This is a genomic window from Vibrio sp. 10N.261.51.F11 (assembly GCF_041471665.1).
GTDB classification, from domain to species: domain Bacteria; phylum Pseudomonadota; class Gammaproteobacteria; order Enterobacterales; family Vibrionaceae; genus Vibrio; species Vibrio crassostreae_C.
Map to the genome: position 1 here is coordinate 69,473 of NZ_JBFROW010000031.1, position 18,444 is coordinate 87,916.

Annotated in this window: 15 protein-coding genes and 1 pseudogene; 9 read left to right on the plus strand and 7 right to left on the minus strand. The window is 44.8% G+C overall.

The annotated features are described in order from the left end of the window. Positions 1–86: 86 nt before the first annotated feature. Positions 87–476, plus strand: a complete 390-nt coding sequence (locus tag AB4351_RS10385; protein ID WP_372125892.1) for a DUF4345 domain-containing protein — start codon at positions 87–89, stop codon at positions 474–476. A gap of 9 nt (positions 477–485) precedes the next feature. Then, positions 486–1,988, plus strand: a complete 1,503-nt coding sequence (locus AB4351_RS10390; protein ID WP_102393688.1) for an arylsulfatase — start codon at positions 486–488, stop codon at positions 1,986–1,988. 56 nt (positions 1,989–2,044) lie between these two features. On the opposite strand, the gene AB4351_RS10395 is transcribed toward AB4351_RS10390, so the two are convergent. The 4 genes from AB4351_RS10395 to AB4351_RS10410 form a co-directional block, all read right to left on the minus strand. After that, positions 2,045–3,082 (minus strand): LacI family DNA-binding transcriptional regulator, encoded by a 1,038-nt coding sequence (locus tag AB4351_RS10395; protein ID WP_017065252.1) that lies wholly within the window; start codon positions 3,080–3,082, stop codon positions 2,045–2,047. Positions 3,083–3,279: 197 nt separating this feature from the next. Continuing rightward, the gene (locus AB4351_RS10400) at positions 3,280–4,365 is read right to left on the minus strand and encodes a porin (RefSeq protein WP_017065839.1); all 1,086 of its coding nucleotides are present in this window, start codon (positions 4,363–4,365) and stop codon (positions 3,280–3,282) included. 248 nt (positions 4,366–4,613) lie between these two features. After that, entirely contained in the window at positions 4,614–5,630 is a 1,017-nt protein-coding gene (locus AB4351_RS10405; protein WP_017065254.1) for a nuclear transport factor 2 family protein, read from the minus strand. 125 nt (positions 5,631–5,755) lie between these two features. Then, complete coding sequence (locus tag AB4351_RS10410) at positions 5,756–7,060, minus strand: MFS transporter (RefSeq protein WP_372125894.1); 1,305 nt, start codon at positions 7,058–7,060, stop codon at positions 5,756–5,758. A 348-nt stretch (positions 7,061–7,408) separates the two neighbouring features. Here AB4351_RS10410 and AB4351_RS10415 point away from each other — a divergent pair. Both AB4351_RS10415 and AB4351_RS10420 read left to right on the plus strand, forming a co-directional pair. Beyond that, a pseudogene (locus tag AB4351_RS10415) lies at positions 7,409–8,949 on the plus strand (sodium:solute symporter family transporter). A gap of 26 nt (positions 8,950–8,975) precedes the next feature. Next, positions 8,976–10,346, plus strand: a complete 1,371-nt coding sequence (locus AB4351_RS10420; protein WP_017065257.1) for an L-serine ammonia-lyase — start codon at positions 8,976–8,978, stop codon at positions 10,344–10,346. A 99-nt stretch (positions 10,347–10,445) separates the two neighbouring features. On the opposite strand, the gene AB4351_RS10425 is transcribed toward AB4351_RS10420, so the two are convergent. Continuing rightward, positions 10,446–10,931 carry an Lrp/AsnC family transcriptional regulator gene (locus AB4351_RS10425; protein WP_017065258.1) on the minus strand — a complete coding sequence of 162 codons (486 nt, stop codon included), beginning with the start codon at positions 10,929–10,931 and terminating at the stop codon, positions 10,446–10,448. A 122-nt stretch (positions 10,932–11,053) separates the two neighbouring features. Between AB4351_RS10425 and AB4351_RS10430 the strand changes: the two genes are divergently transcribed. Continuing rightward, positions 11,054–11,653: a LysE family translocator gene (locus AB4351_RS10430; RefSeq protein ID WP_016798109.1), complete on the plus strand. Its 600-nt coding sequence runs from the start codon at positions 11,054–11,056 to the stop codon at positions 11,651–11,653. Between the two features lie 136 nt (positions 11,654–11,789). Here AB4351_RS10430 and ahpF read toward each other — a convergent pair whose 3' ends face one another. Continuing rightward, positions 11,790–13,382, minus strand: a complete 1,593-nt coding sequence (gene ahpF / locus AB4351_RS10435) for an alkyl hydroperoxide reductase subunit F (RefSeq protein WP_372125896.1) — start codon at positions 13,380–13,382, stop codon at positions 11,790–11,792. Between the two features lie 197 nt (positions 13,383–13,579). Continuing rightward, complete coding sequence (ahpC, locus tag AB4351_RS10440) at positions 13,580–14,137, minus strand: alkyl hydroperoxide reductase subunit C (RefSeq protein WP_016798107.1); 558 nt, start codon at positions 14,135–14,137, stop codon at positions 13,580–13,582. Between the two features lie 485 nt (positions 14,138–14,622). Between ahpC and AB4351_RS10445 the strand changes: the two genes are divergently transcribed. From AB4351_RS10445 to AB4351_RS10460, 4 genes are all read left to right on the plus strand, one after another. After that, on the plus strand, positions 14,623–15,114 hold the full coding sequence (locus AB4351_RS10445) for a VOC family protein (RefSeq protein ID WP_372125898.1): 492 nt from the start codon (positions 14,623–14,625) through the stop codon (positions 15,112–15,114). A gap of 307 nt (positions 15,115–15,421) precedes the next feature. Continuing rightward, positions 15,422–16,798 carry a uracil-xanthine permease family protein gene (locus AB4351_RS10450; protein WP_372125900.1) on the plus strand — a complete coding sequence of 459 codons (1,377 nt, stop codon included), beginning with the start codon at positions 15,422–15,424 and terminating at the stop codon, positions 16,796–16,798. A gap of 246 nt (positions 16,799–17,044) precedes the next feature. Beyond that, positions 17,045–17,536: a VOC family protein gene (locus tag AB4351_RS10455; RefSeq protein ID WP_017069627.1), complete on the plus strand. Its 492-nt coding sequence runs from the start codon at positions 17,045–17,047 to the stop codon at positions 17,534–17,536. A 336-nt stretch (positions 17,537–17,872) separates the two neighbouring features. After that, positions 17,873–18,298 carry a septal ring lytic transglycosylase RlpA family protein gene (locus AB4351_RS10460; RefSeq protein WP_017068116.1) on the plus strand — a complete coding sequence of 142 codons (426 nt, stop codon included), beginning with the start codon at positions 17,873–17,875 and terminating at the stop codon, positions 18,296–18,298. Positions 18,299–18,444 lie beyond the last annotated feature (146 nt).

Sequence of the window (18,444 nt, forward strand, 5' to 3'; positions counted from 1 at the left end):
GGGGGGCAATTTTCATATATGCAACTTGTATATTGCTGATTGTAGACTATGTTTTTTGAAATGAGCCAAGTTAAAAGAGTTAGGGTATGAAGCCACAGAGTATTTTCTTGTTCGTTGCAGTTTTAGGTTTAACACCTATTGCACTGTCTTATGGTTATGCCCCCGTAGTCTCTCTTGACTATCTATTTGGTATCGACGCCACACCCATCAACGTTACTCATATCTTTCGTGCAGTGATGGGGCTTTATTTAGCTCTGGCGTTGTTTTGGGTGTTTGGCGCACTGTTCAAAAAGTATCGACTGCCAGCGCTCTATAGTTTGGTGGTATTCATGTTGGGTTTAGCTGCCGGACGAGTCATCAGTTTGGTGGTGGATGGCATGCCTCACTGGCTACTTGTCGTCTATCTACTATTGGAGCTTGGCTTTGGTTTGGTAGGAATAAAAATGGTTCACAAAGAGCAATCTGAAACAGTATAAGGACATTCTATGAAAAGGATTTTCCACCTTGTTGTTCTGAGTGTGTTGAGCAGCTTTTCGCTATCAGCATGGTCAGCCCAAGAGCAACCGAATATTTTTGTTATCTTCACGGATGATATTGGGATATCAAACCTGAGTGCTTATCACAATGGTGTGATGAGCAGCGAAACACCGAACATCGATAGTATTGCTGAAAAGGGCATGCTACTGACCGATTATTACGCTCAACCCTCTTGTACGGCGGGTCGTTCTGCATTCTTAACGGGTCAACTCCCTGTTCGAACAGGCATGCACTCAGTCGGATTGCCAGGTGGCCCAGTTGGTTTAAGTGCCGACACGCCAACGCTTCCTGAGATTCTTAAAACCATGGGTTATGTTACGGGTCAGTTTGGTAAAAACCATCTTGGTGATCGAGATGAATTCCTACCGACAATGCACGGTTTTGATGAGTATTGGGGTTGGTTGTATCACTTGAATGCAATGGAATACACAGAAGATCCAGATTGGCCAAAAGATGGATCTTTGGATGCCTTTGCACCTCGTAATGTCATTTACGCAAGATCAGATGGCAAAGGTGGTCAAACGATCGAAGATGATGGTGCATTGTCGATTGAGCGTATGCGTACACTCGATGATGAAGTGAATAAACACGCGATCAACTTCATCGAAAGGGCGGTTGAAGCGGATAAGCCATTCTTTACTTGGTACTGTCCATCACGTGGTCACGTTTGGACGCACCTGTCACCTGAATACGAAGCCATGCTTGGCCAAAACGGTTGGGGACTTCAAGAAGTGGTCATGAAAGATCTTGATGACCATGTTGGTGAGATGATGGCGAAAATGGAAGAACTCGGTATTGCCGACAATACCATTATTATTTTCACTGCCGATAACGGCCCAGAGATCATGACTTGGCCAGATGGCGGTATGACACCTTATCACGGTGAGAAAGGCACAACTTGGGAAGGTGGCGTAAGAGCCCCTGCATTGGTTAGCTGGCCGGGTAAAATCCCAGCGGGTACTGTAGGCAATGGCATCTTTGATGGTATGGATTGGTTACCCACTCTTGTCGCTGCGGCTGGTGGTCCAACGGATCTAAAAGAAAAACTGCTGAAAGGTCACGATGGCTTTAAAGCGCACCTTGATGGTTACAACCAAGTGGATATGCTGACCGAGAAAGGCGAGTCAAACCGTAAAGAGATCTACTACTACGAACGAGACAAGCTGCAAGCGGTTCGTGTTGGTGATTGGAAGGCGCATTTCATCGTGCAAAACCACGGTTGGAGTGGCCCTAAAGAAGAGCTAAACGCACCATTGCTGTTTAACTTACGTCGTGACCCATACGAGCGAGCGGCGGAAGAGTCGGGCATGTACCTAAAATGGATGGGACAAAAAATGTGGGCATTTGGCCCGGCACAAGCGGCTGTCCAACAACATCTAGCAACCTTCCAAGAGTGGCCTCCAGTGACGCCTGACTCTCCGGCAGAGAAGACCGGTGGTGTAGGTAACTAGTTAAATATCATAAAAAATCCCGCTCACACTGAGCGGGATTTTTGTTTGAAAGCGTCTTAACGTTGGTTCTGTTTTAGCGTCGTGTTTCGTTCAATGAACTTCACTGGCACCATCAGCTTAACCAAGCTTGTGTCTTGCTCTTGAATCTGGCTAACGACAATTTTCACTGATTCACGTGCAAGGCGTCTGAAATCTTGCTTGAAGGTAGTGAGTTGGTAGTTCAACCATTGAGTCTGTGGGATATCGTCAAAACCAATCACTTGAAGATCTTCTGGAATACGCAGGTTAAATTCTAAGCGCGCCACATCCATTACTGCCATCGCGAGGTTATCTGTCGCACAGAAAATCGCTTGAGGATGTGTGGGTTCTGAAAACAGAGTCCGAATGGTATCTAGAGCATCAAGGTAGTCATAGTCAGCTTCAATAACACGAGCTTGCTTGCCTGTTAGATCTTCGAATTCTGAGCAAAAGCCCGATTCACGCTCGCCGTTGGTGTAGGTTGGCACGTTACCTGTCAGGTAAACCGCTGACTTTGTTCCTACGCTATGTAAATGTTGAGCGGCGACTTGGCCTGCGGCGTAGTTGTCACTTATTACATGGCTACTCTTAGTCCCCTCAACTACACGAGCATACTGAACAATGGGGATGTTGAACTCTTCACACTCTTCATAAAGCGACTTATTAAAGGTCGCCGAAGCAGCAATTACGCCATCAACTCGGTATTGGAATATATTAGGAATCGAGTGGTTGTCGTTTCCATCCACTTGCCAAGGAATCAATACCGCAGAGTAACCCTGCTTTTGTAGCTCAGTAGAGATAAGCTGCAGAGTTTTCATGTGGATAGGGTAGTCGGCATCTGGGAAAACTAAGCCAATCAATTTGGACTCATTTGTCGTCAGACTGCGGGCAAAGGCATTGGGACGATAGTTCAACGATTTTGCTGCATCGAACACTTTTTGCTTGGTCTTTTCAGACACTGAACTGCCCGGGACAAATACACGAGATACAGTTGATTGAGAAACGCCAGCAAGTTTAGCGACATCTTTAGAGGTGACGGTTGGCTTTGACGCCGTGGAGTGTTTTGGAGAGCTCATAGACCATACTTTTGAACCAAATTGATTGTGCATAGAGTAACATAATTAGGTACGTACTCAAAAATACAATATGCCATGATTGGATGAAAAATAAGGGTTAATAGAGAGTGTTGAATATTATTCTGGGTATGACCCAAAAAAGCTCTGCGTAAGAGCAGAGCTTTGTTTAAAGAATTTATGAATCGACTAACTGGGCGTTAGAAGTAGTAACGAATACCTGCAGCGAATTGGTCATCTCTGTTTTCGAATTTATTGCCAACGAGCTGATCTTTACCTAGGTCGAATTGGTATTCAGTCCAAACTAGGAATTTGTTCTTCTGGAAGTGGTATTCAACACCAGGGATAAGCAGGTTACGCTCATAGCCATCTGTTTGGTCATCACGATCTTCCATGTAGTTGTAGTTCAACGTAGGGCGTAGGCCATTGTCGAAGTGGTAGTACGTGTAGATTTCACCACCTAGGGTATCGAACATTACATCCGTACCGCCTTGGCTTACAGCTTCCCAGTTTTCGCCAACATGGAAAGTGGCACCTGCGTAGAAGCCGCCGTTGCTGTAGTTCGCACCCAATAGCATGATGCGCATGTTGTCGCCATTTTCTACGCCAACCACACCTGAGTCTAGGTCTGCAATTTCATTTTGGTGGTAAGCTGCACCTAGTGTTACGCCATCAACCGGTTTGTAAGTGATTGACGCACCCATTCCGTTTTTCAATGAAGCTGTCGCATTACTCGCTAGTGCCACTTCTTCACGTGTCGTTTGGTAAGTGAAGCCGTAGCTTACTTGGTCGTTGATTGAGTTACGGTAAGTAATGGAGTTTTCTGCTCGACCTGTACCAGATGCAATACCCCAGTCAGAAAGGTTGTAAACACCTGAGCCGCGAGTACCGAAGACACGACCTAAGTCGGTGTACCATGCGACGTCATAAAAAGTAGACCACTGCTTAGTACCTGCTGCGATCTTGCCGTATTTGTCGTGCTCTACGCCTGCGTATAGAAGTCGGTCGTAAATATTGTCGCCGTTAGCACCTGAGTTGTAACCCCATTCAGCATGGCCAAAGCCAGTCCAGCCGTTATCGAGTCCCATTTGACCTTTAAGGCCGAAACGAGAGCTACCGCTGTTCCACTCACCGTTGTGGTCGCCGCCCTTATCTTGGTAACGAACGTCGAAACGACCGTCTAAAGTAAGGCTATCGCCCGCGTCATTGGTAAAAGTGTGTGCAGCAAAAGCAGAACCTGAGGTAAGTGCTGTCAGGATCACTGCTGAAAGAATCGACTTTTTCATTGTAATTCTCTTTATTCAGGCCGTAGAAAGCCACCGTGCTTTCAAGCCCGTTATATTGGTAATGGTTTGGCAGGGTGTACCCCATCCATGAGGCACTAGTAGATTCAGTTATTAGTGGAGCAATAATGAATTGGTTGGAGCACTTACTAGGAGCGAGAAGGGTCCCCCAGTAAGCGTGGCAACCTAAATCAGATGTCTATTTAGGTTGCCACTATTTCGTTTCAATCTTTTGGATTAAAGCGTATCGATTACAGCGTTGGGTTCATGATGCTTGAAGTGCGTTCGAACACATCTAGACCTTGCTGTTGTAGCCAGTAAGGAAGGTCGATAAGAACCCAGTTCTCAGACAGTTTGTCACCGTCGCGGTAGTAAACGTCAACCACTTGCATGTTTGCACGCACTTCGCCGCCAGTCATACCTAGGAAGCCACCTGTTGGTGTGTTTGATAGGTTTGGCCAACCGAAGAAACAAGAGAAGTTACCTTCAGCGAAACGACAAACGTGGCCGTTGAACTTCTTGTCTTTCAGGTTATTACGGAAAGGAAGTTGGTGCTGTTGTTGGTAACGAGGAATAGTGTAAGACGCGCCGATACCACATGGGCCGTACCAAATCATGTCTTTTGACCAGCTCTTCGCGAGTACTTCTGGTGGGCAACCCATTGCGCCGCTGTCGTTAAGAGCAGACAGGTCATCAACCATTTTGTTTACTAGAGCCAGTGTCGCAACACCTTCTTCTGGAGCCGCGTCTTCGAATAGCAGACCGTCGTGGTTACGTGGGCCAGGGTATACGAAGTGCTTACCAGTTGATGGTGGAAGTGGGTAGCAACCCGCTTGATCCATCATGCCTAGTAGGTCTAGAAACAGGCCTGTCTTAGTGATTTTGCCATCAACAACACAGTTAAATTCTGCGTAGCGAACGTTCATGATCTTGCCAGTTGGGCGCATACCTAGGTATTCAGCGTCGAATAGACCCATGAAGTGACCCATGCTCATTACCCAAATCTCATCTGGGTTAACTTCGTTGTTACCACCGATGAAGATGTCTTGACGACGCTGCATGCGAGTCATTGACTTCATCATTGGTGCCCAGAATACGTCAGCTGCTGCTTGTGCGCCTTCTTGCTCACGGAATGGGTAAACACCGCGCCACAAGTAATCTTCAGAAGTGTGTGCTTTTAAAACTTCAGCAACGTTCTCGTGAGTTGCGTTTTCCATTGCATCGAAGTATTCACGAACAATGCGTTTCGCTTCTTGATATTTAGACATAATAATTTCTCTTTGTGTTGTCGAGTCAACATTCGGAACAGGACTCGATTTGGATTTTGTTACCGGCTGATTTATCAGCCGGCTTTAAACTTTTCGTATTTGAACTTCAGCGTATGAGTGTCGAATTAAGCTTTTGCTGCTTCAGCTTTTTTGCTCTTATCGAAGACGCCACCTTTTAGAGTTTCAGGCAGTGTTAGCCATAGTAGGCCGGCGATAATCCATACGATTGGTGAGCCCCACATTGCTGTTTGTAGGTCGGTACGCTCTTGGATGAAGATAAGAACCATTGGTGCCCACATGCCGATAATACGACCGCCATGGAATAAAGCTGCACCATAGCTACGCAAGCGTGCTGGGAACAATTCAGAGAAGTAACCGCCCCATACTGCAGAAGCAGACAGGCCGAAGTTGTAGATAAGACCTAGAAGAGCCAGCATGTTTAGGCCGCCAATCATCATGTCACCAGGTGCGACAAAGAAGATAGAAACCATGATACCTGCGAGGATGAAGCCGAACGCGTTGATCTTACGACCGTACTTATCTGCTGCCCATCCCCAGAACCAAGCACCGAAGAGTGAACCAAATGCTGAGATAGAGAAGATCAAACCGATGGTTGCACCATCAAACATACGAACATCTTTCAGGTAGGTAGTTACAAAGCCACCGAAGAATTGGAATCCGTAGAAGTTAAGACCAGAAAGAAGTAAACAAGTAATCGTAATTTTGCGGTAAGGCTTGCTTAACATCTCACCCCAAGAACCTTTTTCAGCTTCGGTTACTTCACCAGCTGCATTGGTTGTGGTTTGTTGATCTTCTTCACCGTAGGCGATCACTGTTTTGTCGCTTGGTAATACAAAGATCATTAACGCTGCTGCTACAAGCGGTGGAATACCACCTACCCACATTAGGCTCTGCCAAGGTGCATCAACACTTGTAATGAAGGCTGCGTAAGCGCCCATTGCCACTAAAGCAACAGAGAACATTGAAGAAGCAAAAGCAGTCAACTTACCGCGAACCGTTGGTGTAAATAGGCCAATCATCAAAGATACAGATACAGTGAAGTAACCGCCTAAAGACAGTCCAATGATGAAACGCATTGCGGCCCAAGTGGCGTAGTCGGTAAACATCATGTTGATGATGGTTGCACCACCGTTTAATGCCGTAATTGCTACTAGCGTGGACTTTTTGCCGAACTTGGTTGCGAACCATGCACAGCTCAGTGCACCAATCAGAGCACCAACAGACTGCCAAGTGTAGAACTGAGCGGTATCAGAAAGGCTAATACCAGCATATTCTTCCACAATGTATGGGCGTACGTAGTCAATAATTACAAAGTTATAACAATAAAAAAAGTAACCTACTAGAATTGCTAGATATGCGGCTACCCTTTGAATCATAGGAACTTCGCTCATGTGTTTTTTAATGGTCATGACCGATAAACCTTTATTTTATATAGGGTGGTTTTGGTTTTAATTATTGTGTGTTGATTATTTAGCTTCATCACACCGTCTTCATTTCGGGAGAGATAATAGAATTTTTGTGGTTATTAGATCCGTGATCAAAGTCAATTTTAAAATGAGTGCGTACCCATTTTGTGCATTTTAGTGATCTTGATCTCATTTAACTGGGTTTTTGTGCTTTGTGGGGCGATTTGAGTGTTTAATCGTCTATCTTAGTGATAATAGTCACACTTATTGTGGGTTTTTTAGGGAAAACATCCATTTTTGAGTACTATTGGCAGCGAATTAATTGCGACATACAATAAACGGAATCTAAAAATGGTTACGTACTCAAGTTTAGTGGTTATTGCTCTTTATGTGCTAACTACTTTGTTTATCAGCTACTTAGTTAATAGGCGCTATAGCGTCGGTGGCGACTTTTCGACTGGTGGAAAACAGTTTGGTTGGTTTACGGCAGGTGTGTCGATTCTTGCAACCTACATCAGCGCAATGACGTTCGTTGGCATGCCGGGCTGGGTTTATAGCTCAGGCATGGAAGCGATGAGCGTACATTTGAACTATCCAATAGTGATCTTTTTCACTGTGCTTTTCTTTGTTCCGGTGTTTTACAAGCTCGGCCTAACCTCGATTTACGAATACCTAGAGCACCGCTTTGGCGTTGTTGCTCGCACGATCAATTCCATCGTGTTCATTGTGGTTCAGTGTATTTCGGCAGGGGTTATTCTGTATGCGGTAGCCCTGATCTTAGTGCAAGTGCTGCCAGTGAGTATCTCTGAGGCGATCATCTACATCAGCGTATTTACTGCGTTGTATACCTATGCGGGTGGTATCTCGACTGTAATCTGGACTGACATGCTTCAGTCAGCAGTGTTGATTATCGGCAGCATTGCGATCTTTGTTTTATTGCTGATGAAAATCGATGCGGGCGAGATGTTGTCTCCTGAACATTTGAATATCATCAATCTCGATTTTGACTTAGGCGTCGATACCACATTGTGGGCCGGCGTAGTGGCTGTGAGCTTCTTGCACCTGAGTGTGTATGGCACTAACCAACTGATTATTCAAAGAACATTGGCGACTAAGTGTGTTAAAACAGCGCAAAAATCGATGTTGCTTTGTGGCTACGGCGCATTTTTGTTTATCTGTTCTTTGCTGTGATGGGGGTGCTGTTAAGTGTCTTTTATCAAGACAGCAGTTTTGAAAACAGCAACGAAGTGATTCTCGATTTTGTGTTTAACCATACCAACCCAATCATTGTTGGTTTGGTGATCTCAGCACTTTCGGCTGCGGCAATGTCGACATTGGATTCCACCTATAACTCAATGGCGACGGTCGCAACGTTCGATTTCTATAAGCGCTTCTTCCGTAAGCAAGCCTCTGACGCGCACTATGAATCAGTGGCTAGAAAAATGAGCCTGGTTGCTGCAGCGTCGGTTGTTGTGCCTGCGTTACTGGCTGTTTCTAATGAATCAGTGCTTAAAACGATTGCGAGCTTAACCTCTATTTTTGTTGGTATTCGCCTTGGCTCTTTCATCTTGGGTTTGTTCTTCAAACAAGCAAACGAGAAAGGCGTAATTGCGGGCAGTATTGGCAGTGTGGCCTTCGTATTCATCGCCAAATACAGCGGAATAGCTTGGCCTTGGTTTGCCTTGATTGGCACTGTGGTTTTCTTAGTGTTAGGTGTTGTTGTGAGCCGCTTCTGGGGAGAGGTAACCGAGCAACAAAATGAATTTATAGAAAAGCAAAAGCATTTGTTTGCAAAGCCTACCGCGAGTCATTATGGCTTGTTGGTGTTCGCTGTTGTGACGATTGCTGCTTGTACTGTTATCCCTGATTGGCTTTATGCCGCTCTTTCTTAATTGACCGATTTTTTACTGGTATATCTATGTTATCGATCTTTGATATCTACAAAATTGGTGTTGGGCCATCGAGCTCTCACACCAACGGCCCAATGATTGCGGGTTTCCATTTCACACAATTAATCGCTGATAAAATCGCAGAAGTGACGCGTATTCAGGTGGATTTATACGGTTCTTTGTCATTGACTGGCATAGGTCACCACACCGACAGAGCTACAATATTGGGGCTACTCGGCAATAAACCAGACACCATCAAAATCACCAGCGCAAACCAAGCAATGCGTCATGCCGTAGACAGTGGTGAGATGGATTTAGCGGGCACCAAGCACATTGCCTTCAACTACGAAACCGACATGTTGTTCCACAAAGACAATCTGCCTCTGCATGAAAATGGCATGATGATTACTGCGTTTGACCAGAGTGGCAACGTGATTGTCGATGAAACTTATTATTCGATTGGCGGCGGTTTTATCGCAACTGCTGATGAACTGCAAAATGGTACTCAAACCCAAGCGGTAGAAGTTCCTTTCCCGTTCAAAAACGCCGATGAAATGCTTCAACAAGCTGACAATAGTGGGATGAGCCTCGGTGGTATGATTCTAAAAAATGAAGCGGAGTTCGAAGGCGCTGACATTATTTCAGAGAAAGCGGATCAAATCTGGCGAGTGATGAGTCGTTGTATGGAGCGTGGCTTTGAAACCGAAGGCATTCTTGATGGTGGTTTGAACGTAACTCGTCGTGCGCCTAACCTACTGAAAAAGTTAGAAGCGAATGCGGCGGTTGAAAATGACCCAATGGAAATCATGGATTGGATTAACTTGTTTGCGTTTGCGGTTAGCGAAGAAAATGCGGCTGGTGGCCAAGTGGTAACATCACCAACCAATGGTGCGGCGGGCGTTATTCCTGCTGTGTTGATGTACTACCATCGCTTCATTAAAGAGTTGGATACTAAGCAGTTAAAAGATTTCTTAGCGGTATCGGGCGCGATTGGTATTCTGTACAAAACTAACGCTTCGATCTCTGGTGCGGAAGTAGGGTGCCAAGGTGAGGTAGGCGTATCATCCTCTATGGCGGCTGCGGGATTAACGGCACTACGCGGTGGCAGCAATGAGCAGATCTGTATTGCGGCGGAAATCGCGATGGAACACTCATTGGGTATGACTTGTGACCCAATTGGCGGCTTGGTTCAAGTGCCGTGTATCGAGCGAAATGCGATGGGTGCGATGAAGGCAATTAATGCATCTCGCATGGCATTGAAGCGAAACAGCAAGTCTTTGATCTCACTCGATAAGGTCATCGCAACCATGTACCAAACCGGTAAAGACATGAACAAGAAATATCGTGAAACATCACTCGGTGGTTTAGCCTTGATCCATCTAGCTCATCCTTGTGAATAGCTAAGCCAGTTAACCCAGTAAATAATAACGTTAAGCCCAGAGCCTTAGACTTTAGAAATCTATCGCGGCTGGGCTTTTTGTTTTATGTGTTTTAGGGAGCTAATCTGAAAGCGGTAATCGATAGCTGTTTTTCAACTCTTTTACTGAGATGTTCGACTGAATCGCACTCACGCCTTTGACTCGTCTGATCGAGCTAATACGCTCAAAGTACTCTTCCAAATCTTTGGCCAACACTTGCACCATGTAATCGGCGCCGCCTGCAATGCAGTGACACATAGGAATCCAATCGGTTACCGCGACAAATTCTTCGAATGGTTCTGTGTTTTCAACTTCATGGTTACCCAAGGTCACAAGAGTAAAACCAGCCACATGAAAGCCTAATTTCTTACGATTCAGCTTAGCGGCGTAACCATCGATATAGCCAGTTTCCTCCATGCGTTTCCAACGACGCCAGCATGGGGTTTCGCTGAGGTTGACCTTCTCTGCGAGCTTGCTGTTGCTCATGCGTCCGTCTTGCTGGATATGCTCTAAGATGGCGATATCTGTGTCATCTAACACTTCTTTGGTGGATTCTTTCTGTTTCATGGCTATTTTAGAAAAGTCTTGCTCAAATTTGGATTAATATTAGCCTATATAGCAATTTAATTCCTAGTCGAATCTGTAAACTCTCCCCCTATAAATACTTTACTTATTAGGAGTGAGAGGAAATGAGCTCTCAATTAATGCTGGCGTTCTTGCTATTTTCAACATCAATAGCAATTACCCCTGGGGCAGGCAATATCGCATTACTTGGGATTTCAAGTCGTTATGGATTTGCTGCGACTTTACCTTTTATCTCTGGGAACGCTGTTGGCATCATCATCGTATTGGCGGGTTCTAGTGTCGGTTTGGTTAGCCTATTTACCCTTTACCCAGAGCTATACAACATTTTGAAATACGCGGGTGCGGCTTATTTGCTGTTCATGGCATGGTCGATTGCGAATATGCAGATCGAAGAAAGCACTACCGACAATCGTTCAGGTTTTATGTCTGGTGTGTTGGTGCAGGTGTTAAACCCTAAAGGTTGGATTGCTTCGTTAACCGTGTTTTCACAGTTCATTACTCCGAACGCAGATTACTTGATTCAAGTCGTGACTATTATCGCGGGTATGGTGATTACCGGTGTACCGTGCATGTTGGTGTGGGCGTATTGCGGCACCATGCTTAAAAAGTTGCTGCAATCACCAAAACAGATGATGTTTGTGAACCGTTGCTTGGGTGGAAGCTTAGCGATGGTGGTTGCCTTCATGCTTTATCAACCTGCATAAATCACAAAGAAAAAAACCACTCCTAAATCTATAGGAGTGGCGTCTAAATGTCGACTAAGTCGTTAACAGTAAAGAATTAAGTTAACAAATATTTAAGGAACTTGAGTTAAAAGCTTTGAGCTTTTCAGTGTAAAGGTTAAGCGGTTTCAGCCTCTTTAACTGGAGCTGAGTTACGAATTAGGTGGTCAAATGCACCTAAGCTTGCTTTTGCACCTTCACCCATCGCAATAATGATCTGTTTGTAAGGTACTGTCGTTACATCACCCGCCGCGAATACACCTTTCATTGATGTTGCGCCATGAGCGTTAATTTCAATTTCACCGCGTGGTGAAAGCTCAACTTTTGAACCTTTCAACCATTCGCTGTTTGGCATCAGGCCGATTTGAACAAAGATACCCGCGAGTTCTATCTGTTTAAGTTCATCGGTGTTGCGGTCTTTGTATTCCAGACCGGTTACACGGTTGCCATCACCAATTACTTGCGTCGTTTGCGCCATCTTGATGATTTCGATGTTTGGTGTTGCGTTTGCTTTGTCGATAAGCACTTGGTCGGCACGCAGTGTATCTGCAAATTCAAGTACGGTTACGTGTTCCACAATACCCGCTAAATCAATTGCCGCTTCAATACCTGAGTTACCACCACCGATAACCGCTGTTTTCTTACCTTTGAACAATGGACCGTCACAGTGTGGGCAGTAAGCGACGCCTTTATTGCGGTACTCTTGCTCACCCGGAACGTTCATTTCACGCCAGCGAGCACCGGTACTTGTGATAACCGTGCGAGCTCGTAATGTTGCGCCGCTCTCTAGCTCAACGTGGATGTAACCGTCTTCAGTGTCTTCTGCCGCAATGATGTTTGCAGCGCGCTGCTCAGTCATCACTTCAACACCGTACTCTTTTACGTGCTCTTCAAGGCTTGCCACTAACTTAGGGCCGGTGGTCGCTTTCACTGAGATAAAGTTCTCAATCGCCATAGTGTCCATCACTTGGCCACCGAATCTGTCAGCAACCACACCTGTGCGAATGCCTTTACGTGCAGCATAAATTGCCGCTGAAGAACCTGCAGGGCCGCCGCCCACAACCAATACATCAAACGGTGCTTGTTGGTTTAGGTTTGCTGCTTTCTTTTCCGCTGCGCCTGAATCAACCTTGTTAAGGATTTCAGCCAGTGACATACGGCCTTGACCAAATAGCTCACCATTAACGAATACACTTGGTACTGCCATGATGTCGCGAGACTTCACTTCATCTTGGAATGCTGCGCCGTCGATCATCGTTGTCTTAACCAGAGGATTAATCGCCGACATCATATTGAAGGCTTGAACCACTTCTGGACAGTTTTGGCATGAGAGCGAGATAAAAATCTCTACATTAAGCTCTTGATCGAGTTCTTTAATTTGCTCGATTACGTCCGCTTCAAGCTTGATAGGGTGACCACCACTATGAAGCAGTGCTAGAACCAGTGACGTAAATTCGTGACCCATTGGCAAACCGGCAAAACCGATCGCGGTGCATTTCTCTTGGTTCACGACCTGCATGATAGGGCTGCGAGTGCTTGCGCTGTCATCGCGAGTCACTTCAATTTTATCGGTTAAAGACGAGATGTCATTCGCCAGATCTTGAAGTTTGTTCGCGGTGTCGCTGCCATCCAGGCTAAGCACTAACTGAACATTGGTTTTTAGGTTTTCTAGGTATGCTTTTAGCTGCTGCTTCATTGCTTGATCTAACATAATCGTGCCTGCTCTTAAATTCTGTGTCTTGGTATTGACCAATACCTTCTTGCTGAAAAAGGAAAATAAAAAGGGGGCGCAAGTCGGCAAATATTGTGGTGTTGATGTTTTGAAAGGGTGGCGCGCGACTGCCCTTTAGGAGGGGGGCGAAGCGCGCCTGTAGAACCGTTTAGCTATTCTTGTTAGCTAGGCTTAGATTAAATCTTGCCTACTAGGTCTAGAGATGGAGCTAGAGTCTCTTCGCCTTCTTTCCATTTAGCTGGGCAAACTTCACCTGGGTTAGCGGCTACGTATTGTGCTGCTTTAACCTTGCGTAGTAGGTCTTCTGCGTCACGGCCGATGCCTTCAGCTGTGATTTCCATTGCTTGGATAACGCCTTCAGGGTCGATTAGGAACGTTGCACGGTCTGCAAGGCCTTGACCTTCACGCATAACGTTGAAGTTATTTGTGATGTTGCCAGTTTGGTCGCCTACCATGAAGTATTCGATAGTGCCGATTTTGTCAGAAGTATCGTGCCATGCTTTGTGAGAGAAGTGAGTGTCAGTTGATACTGAGTAAACTTCTACGCCGCGAGATTGAAGCTCTGCGTATTTGTCTTGTAGGTCAACTAGCTCAGTTGGACATACAAACGTGAAGTCTGCTGGGTAGAAGAAGAATACAGCCCACTTGCCTTTAACGTCTTGCTCAGTGATTTCTACGAATTCGCCGTTTTTGAATGCTGTTGCGTTGAATGGTTTGATTTCTGTGTTGATCATGTTTTGACTCTCTTTCTAATTTATAGTGTTTAACGCTATCCCGCGTCGATGTAGATATATTGCATTGCCACCGAAAATTAGTGAAATCGGACATTTCTATAGATTCAATAGGCGAATCCTATCTTCGAAAGGAGAAAGCTATCGACAAAAGCTATCAAAGGTCGGCAATACCTAATTTCAGTAGCTATGCTCTTTAGGTTGTTCTCTATATTAGGTTTGTCTCTATTACCGTAGAGCGCCTATTTACAGTTTGAGCATCTATGTATAGCGAGAACATTTATGTATAGCGTGAACATTGATGTAGACAGTGTTTCTTTAAGTGAGCTGAGATCTCCTACTAATTTGCAGATAACGAAAAATTATCATTAATATAATTTATGATAATTTCAGTTAATCATAGTTTCTCCCTATACTCTCTTCATCGAAACGAAATACCGAAGTTAGACTTCGAAAAGCACAGAATAAAAAACGAATTGGAGAAAGTTATGAAAATGAATCACGTAGGCATCATGGTAGGCGACATGGACCAAGCAGTAGAGTTTTACACGAAAGCGCTAGGTCTAAGAGTCGTAATGAACAGCACTAAAGTGATGGAAGAGCGTGAATCAGCAATCGGCCGTATGTGTATTGCTGTATTTGGTGAAGGCTTCAAAGGCTTCAACATCGCACACCTAGTAACATCTGATGGTATCGGTGTTGAACTGTTCGAAATGGTTGACCGTGAAGAGCGTCATAATGTTGATTTCTCTCGCTTAGGCATTTTCCACTTCTGTCTACAGCTTCCAAAAGAGCAGTTTCATTCAGCTATTAAGCGCGTTGAAGAGTTTGGCGGTAAGGTACGTATGGACATTCACCGTTACCACCCAGAAGACGAACTAAAACAAGCACAAATGGTTTATCTAGAAGACCCGTTTGGCAACCTATTCGAGTTCTACTCTCACTCATACGAAGATACGTACGCGACTGATTACGAGTAATAGACGCCATCTACCTGTCGTAAGGTAGAAAAACCGAAACACCCCCTAAAGAGGATTGGTAGAGATACCAATCCTTTTTTTGTGTCTGCGGTATTTGGTTAGAGGTAACGAGTAAACTAGAGCAAACGAGTGCTTTGTGTGTTCTTCGTTGCACTAAAACAAGCCGACTGTGTTGCTCTATAGTGCAGCATTGGCTAGAGATGAAACTTAACTGATTGATAAGTATGATGTTAAACCATTGGCATATATGTTGCTCTATTGTCTTTATGTAAATTGTATACAATAAAAAATACATAAAGGAAGTCACATGGAACAGAACAGTGAATTGATCTACGGATTAGACGATCGACCATCATTCAGAGCTGCCAGTTACGCAGCGTTGCAGCATGTATTAGCCAGTTTCGTTGGTATTATCACGCCCACACTCATTATTGGCGGTGTGCTTGGGTTGGGTGAGCACATTCCTTATCTGATCAGCATGGCACTCATGGTGTCTGGGGTCGGTACCTTCATTCAAGCGAGAAAAATAGGGCCAGTTGGCGCAGGGATGATCTGTGTCCAAGGAACCAGCTTTGCGTTCTTGGGATCTGTATTAGGTGCAGGTTTTCTGGTTAAAGCGAATGGAGGTGGGCCAGATGAAATGCTCGCTACCATTTTCGGTGTCTGCTTCTTTGGTGCATTTGTTGAAATCGTACTATCGCGCTTTATCGAAAAGCTCAAAGTCGTTATCACTCCCGTTGTGACTGGAATCGTTATCACGACGATAGGTATCTCTTTGATTAAAGTCGGTGTTACTGATATTGCGGGTGGCGTTGGCGCCGAAGATTTTGGCTCTGGAAGCAATCTGATGTTGGGTGCCATCGTCCTCGGAACCATAGTCGTGCTTAACCTGAGTAACAATAATATGGTTAGGCTGTCGTCGATTTTAGTTGGGTTGGTAGTTGGCTGGGGCGTTGCCATTTTGATGGGTAAAGCGTCTATGGTTTCTTTTGCTTCTCAACCGCTATTGAGTATTCCTGTCCCATTTAAATATGGCTTCGCTTTTGATTGGCAAGCCTTCCTGCCTATCGCTTTTATTTACTTGATTACCGTTATTGAAACCACGGGTGACCTTACCGCCAACAGTATGTTCTCAGGGCAGCCAGTTAAGGGGCCAAAATACATCAATCGACTCAAGGCTGGCGTGCTAGGTGACGGTGTGAACTCGCTCATCGCAGCGGTATTCAATACTTTTCCGAACACGACTTTCAGCCAGAACAACGGTGTGATCCATTTTACGGGGATCGCGAGTCGCTACATCGGCTACTTCATTGCCGCGATTCTTTTTCTGTTAGGGTTATTTCCCATCTTAGGTGCGGTTTTAATGACGATTCCAAAGCCAGTATTGGGCGGGGCGACATTAGTGATGTTCGGTACGGTTGCTGCGGCGGGCATCAAAATCATCGCCAATGAAAAACTGGATCGCCGCAGAATTATGACGATTGCCATCTCACTAGGCTTAGGGCTTGGGGTGATGCTAGTGCCGGATTTATTGAAAGAAGCACCCAAGCTAGTGCAAAGCATATTTGGGTCACCTGTAACCATGTCTGGTATTGCCGCGCTTGTGACTACCGGGTTGATGTCTTTGGTGCCTGAAACAAAAGCCAAGCAGATTTCGAACGTCGTACAGACCAGTAAAGCGTAACGGGCTTCTTCGTGCTGAACTAAGGATGTTTAACTAGAGCCACATGACATATGTGGCTCTCAACTTTAACTTATTGTGTGACGTGTTGGCATCTCACTTAATTTGGTAAATAACATAAAATTATCATTAATATAAATTATGATAATTTCAGTTAATCGTCGTATCTCCATATACTCTCTCCATCGAAACGAAACACCGAAGCGAGTCTTCGAAAAATACAGAATTAAAGAGAATTTGGAGAAAGTTATGAAAATGAATCACGTAGGCATCATGGTTGGCGACATGGACAAAGCAGTCGAGTTTTACACAAAAGCGCTAGGTCTAAGAATCGTAATGAACAACACTAAAGTGATGGAAGAGCGCGAATCAGCAATCGGCCGCATGTGTATTGCAGTATTTGGTGAAGGCTTTAAAGGTTTCAACATTGCTCACCTAGTAACATCTGATGGTATCGGTGTTGAGATGTTCGAAATGGTTGACCGTGAAGAGCGTCACAACGTTGATTTCTCTCGCCTGGGCATTTTCCACTTCTGTCTACAGCTTCCTAAAGAGCAGTTTCATTCAGCGATTAAGCGTGTTGAAGAGTTTGGCGGTAAGGTTCGTATGGACATCATGCCTTACCACCCAGAAGACGAACTAAAACAAGCACAAATGGTTTACCTAGAAGACCCGTTTGGCAACCTGTTCGAGTTCTACTCGCACACATACGAAGACACGTACGCGACTGATTACGAGTAATCGCGTTACTACCTTCCATAAGGTAGATAAACCGAAACACCCCCTAAAGAGGATTGGTAGAGATACCAATCCTTTTTTGTGTTTGTGTGCTTTTTAAGTGCTCCATCATGTGGTGGTGGTTAATAAATCAACAACTTTAAGGCGTTGTTAAAGTTGACGTTTTGAAGATAAAACCTTTCATGAATATGACTGAAGCGAGCGTGCTTCATGAAAACATTGCGCAATCACACTAGTGATAGCCTTCGCTGAGAACTCATAATACTCAGTTCAATACTGCTGAACCGCACTACAATGAAAATAGATAAACATTACATGAAGAAGATCTACTGAAATAGCATGAAAAAACTAAACCTTATCTTTGCCGCTTTTCTTATTACTTTGCTTGCCGGATGCTCGTCACATGCGGCCGTCGATACTTCAAAAACAAAGGGCTATGCCAATTCACATGCGCTTGTGGGAGTGGCTTCTTGGTATGGCGATAAATTCCATGGAAAACTGACGGCAAGTGGTGAAACGTATAATAAAAACGCCTATACAGCCGCTCACAAAACCTTGCCATTTGGGACTATCGTGAGAGTGACCAATACAGCCAATAACAAGTCAGTCGATGTCAAAATTAACGATAGAGGCCCTTACGTAAAAGGCCGAGTGATTGACCTTTCCCACAAAGCATTTTCTCAAATTGGTGACGTTAAGAAAGGCGTAGTAAAAGTCAAAATTGAGATCATTGATGACAGTAACACCTTTCGATACAAGCACTAGAATCCCCTCATAACCTTCCCTTGGTTGACATCTACGATCCCTTACTGTAGTGGGGAAGGGGAGAAACAGAATCTCGATATCGGTGAATCAATAGCTCATTTACGCTTACTCAATAAGGCTACTTAGTAGCCTTTTTGTGCCTTTCG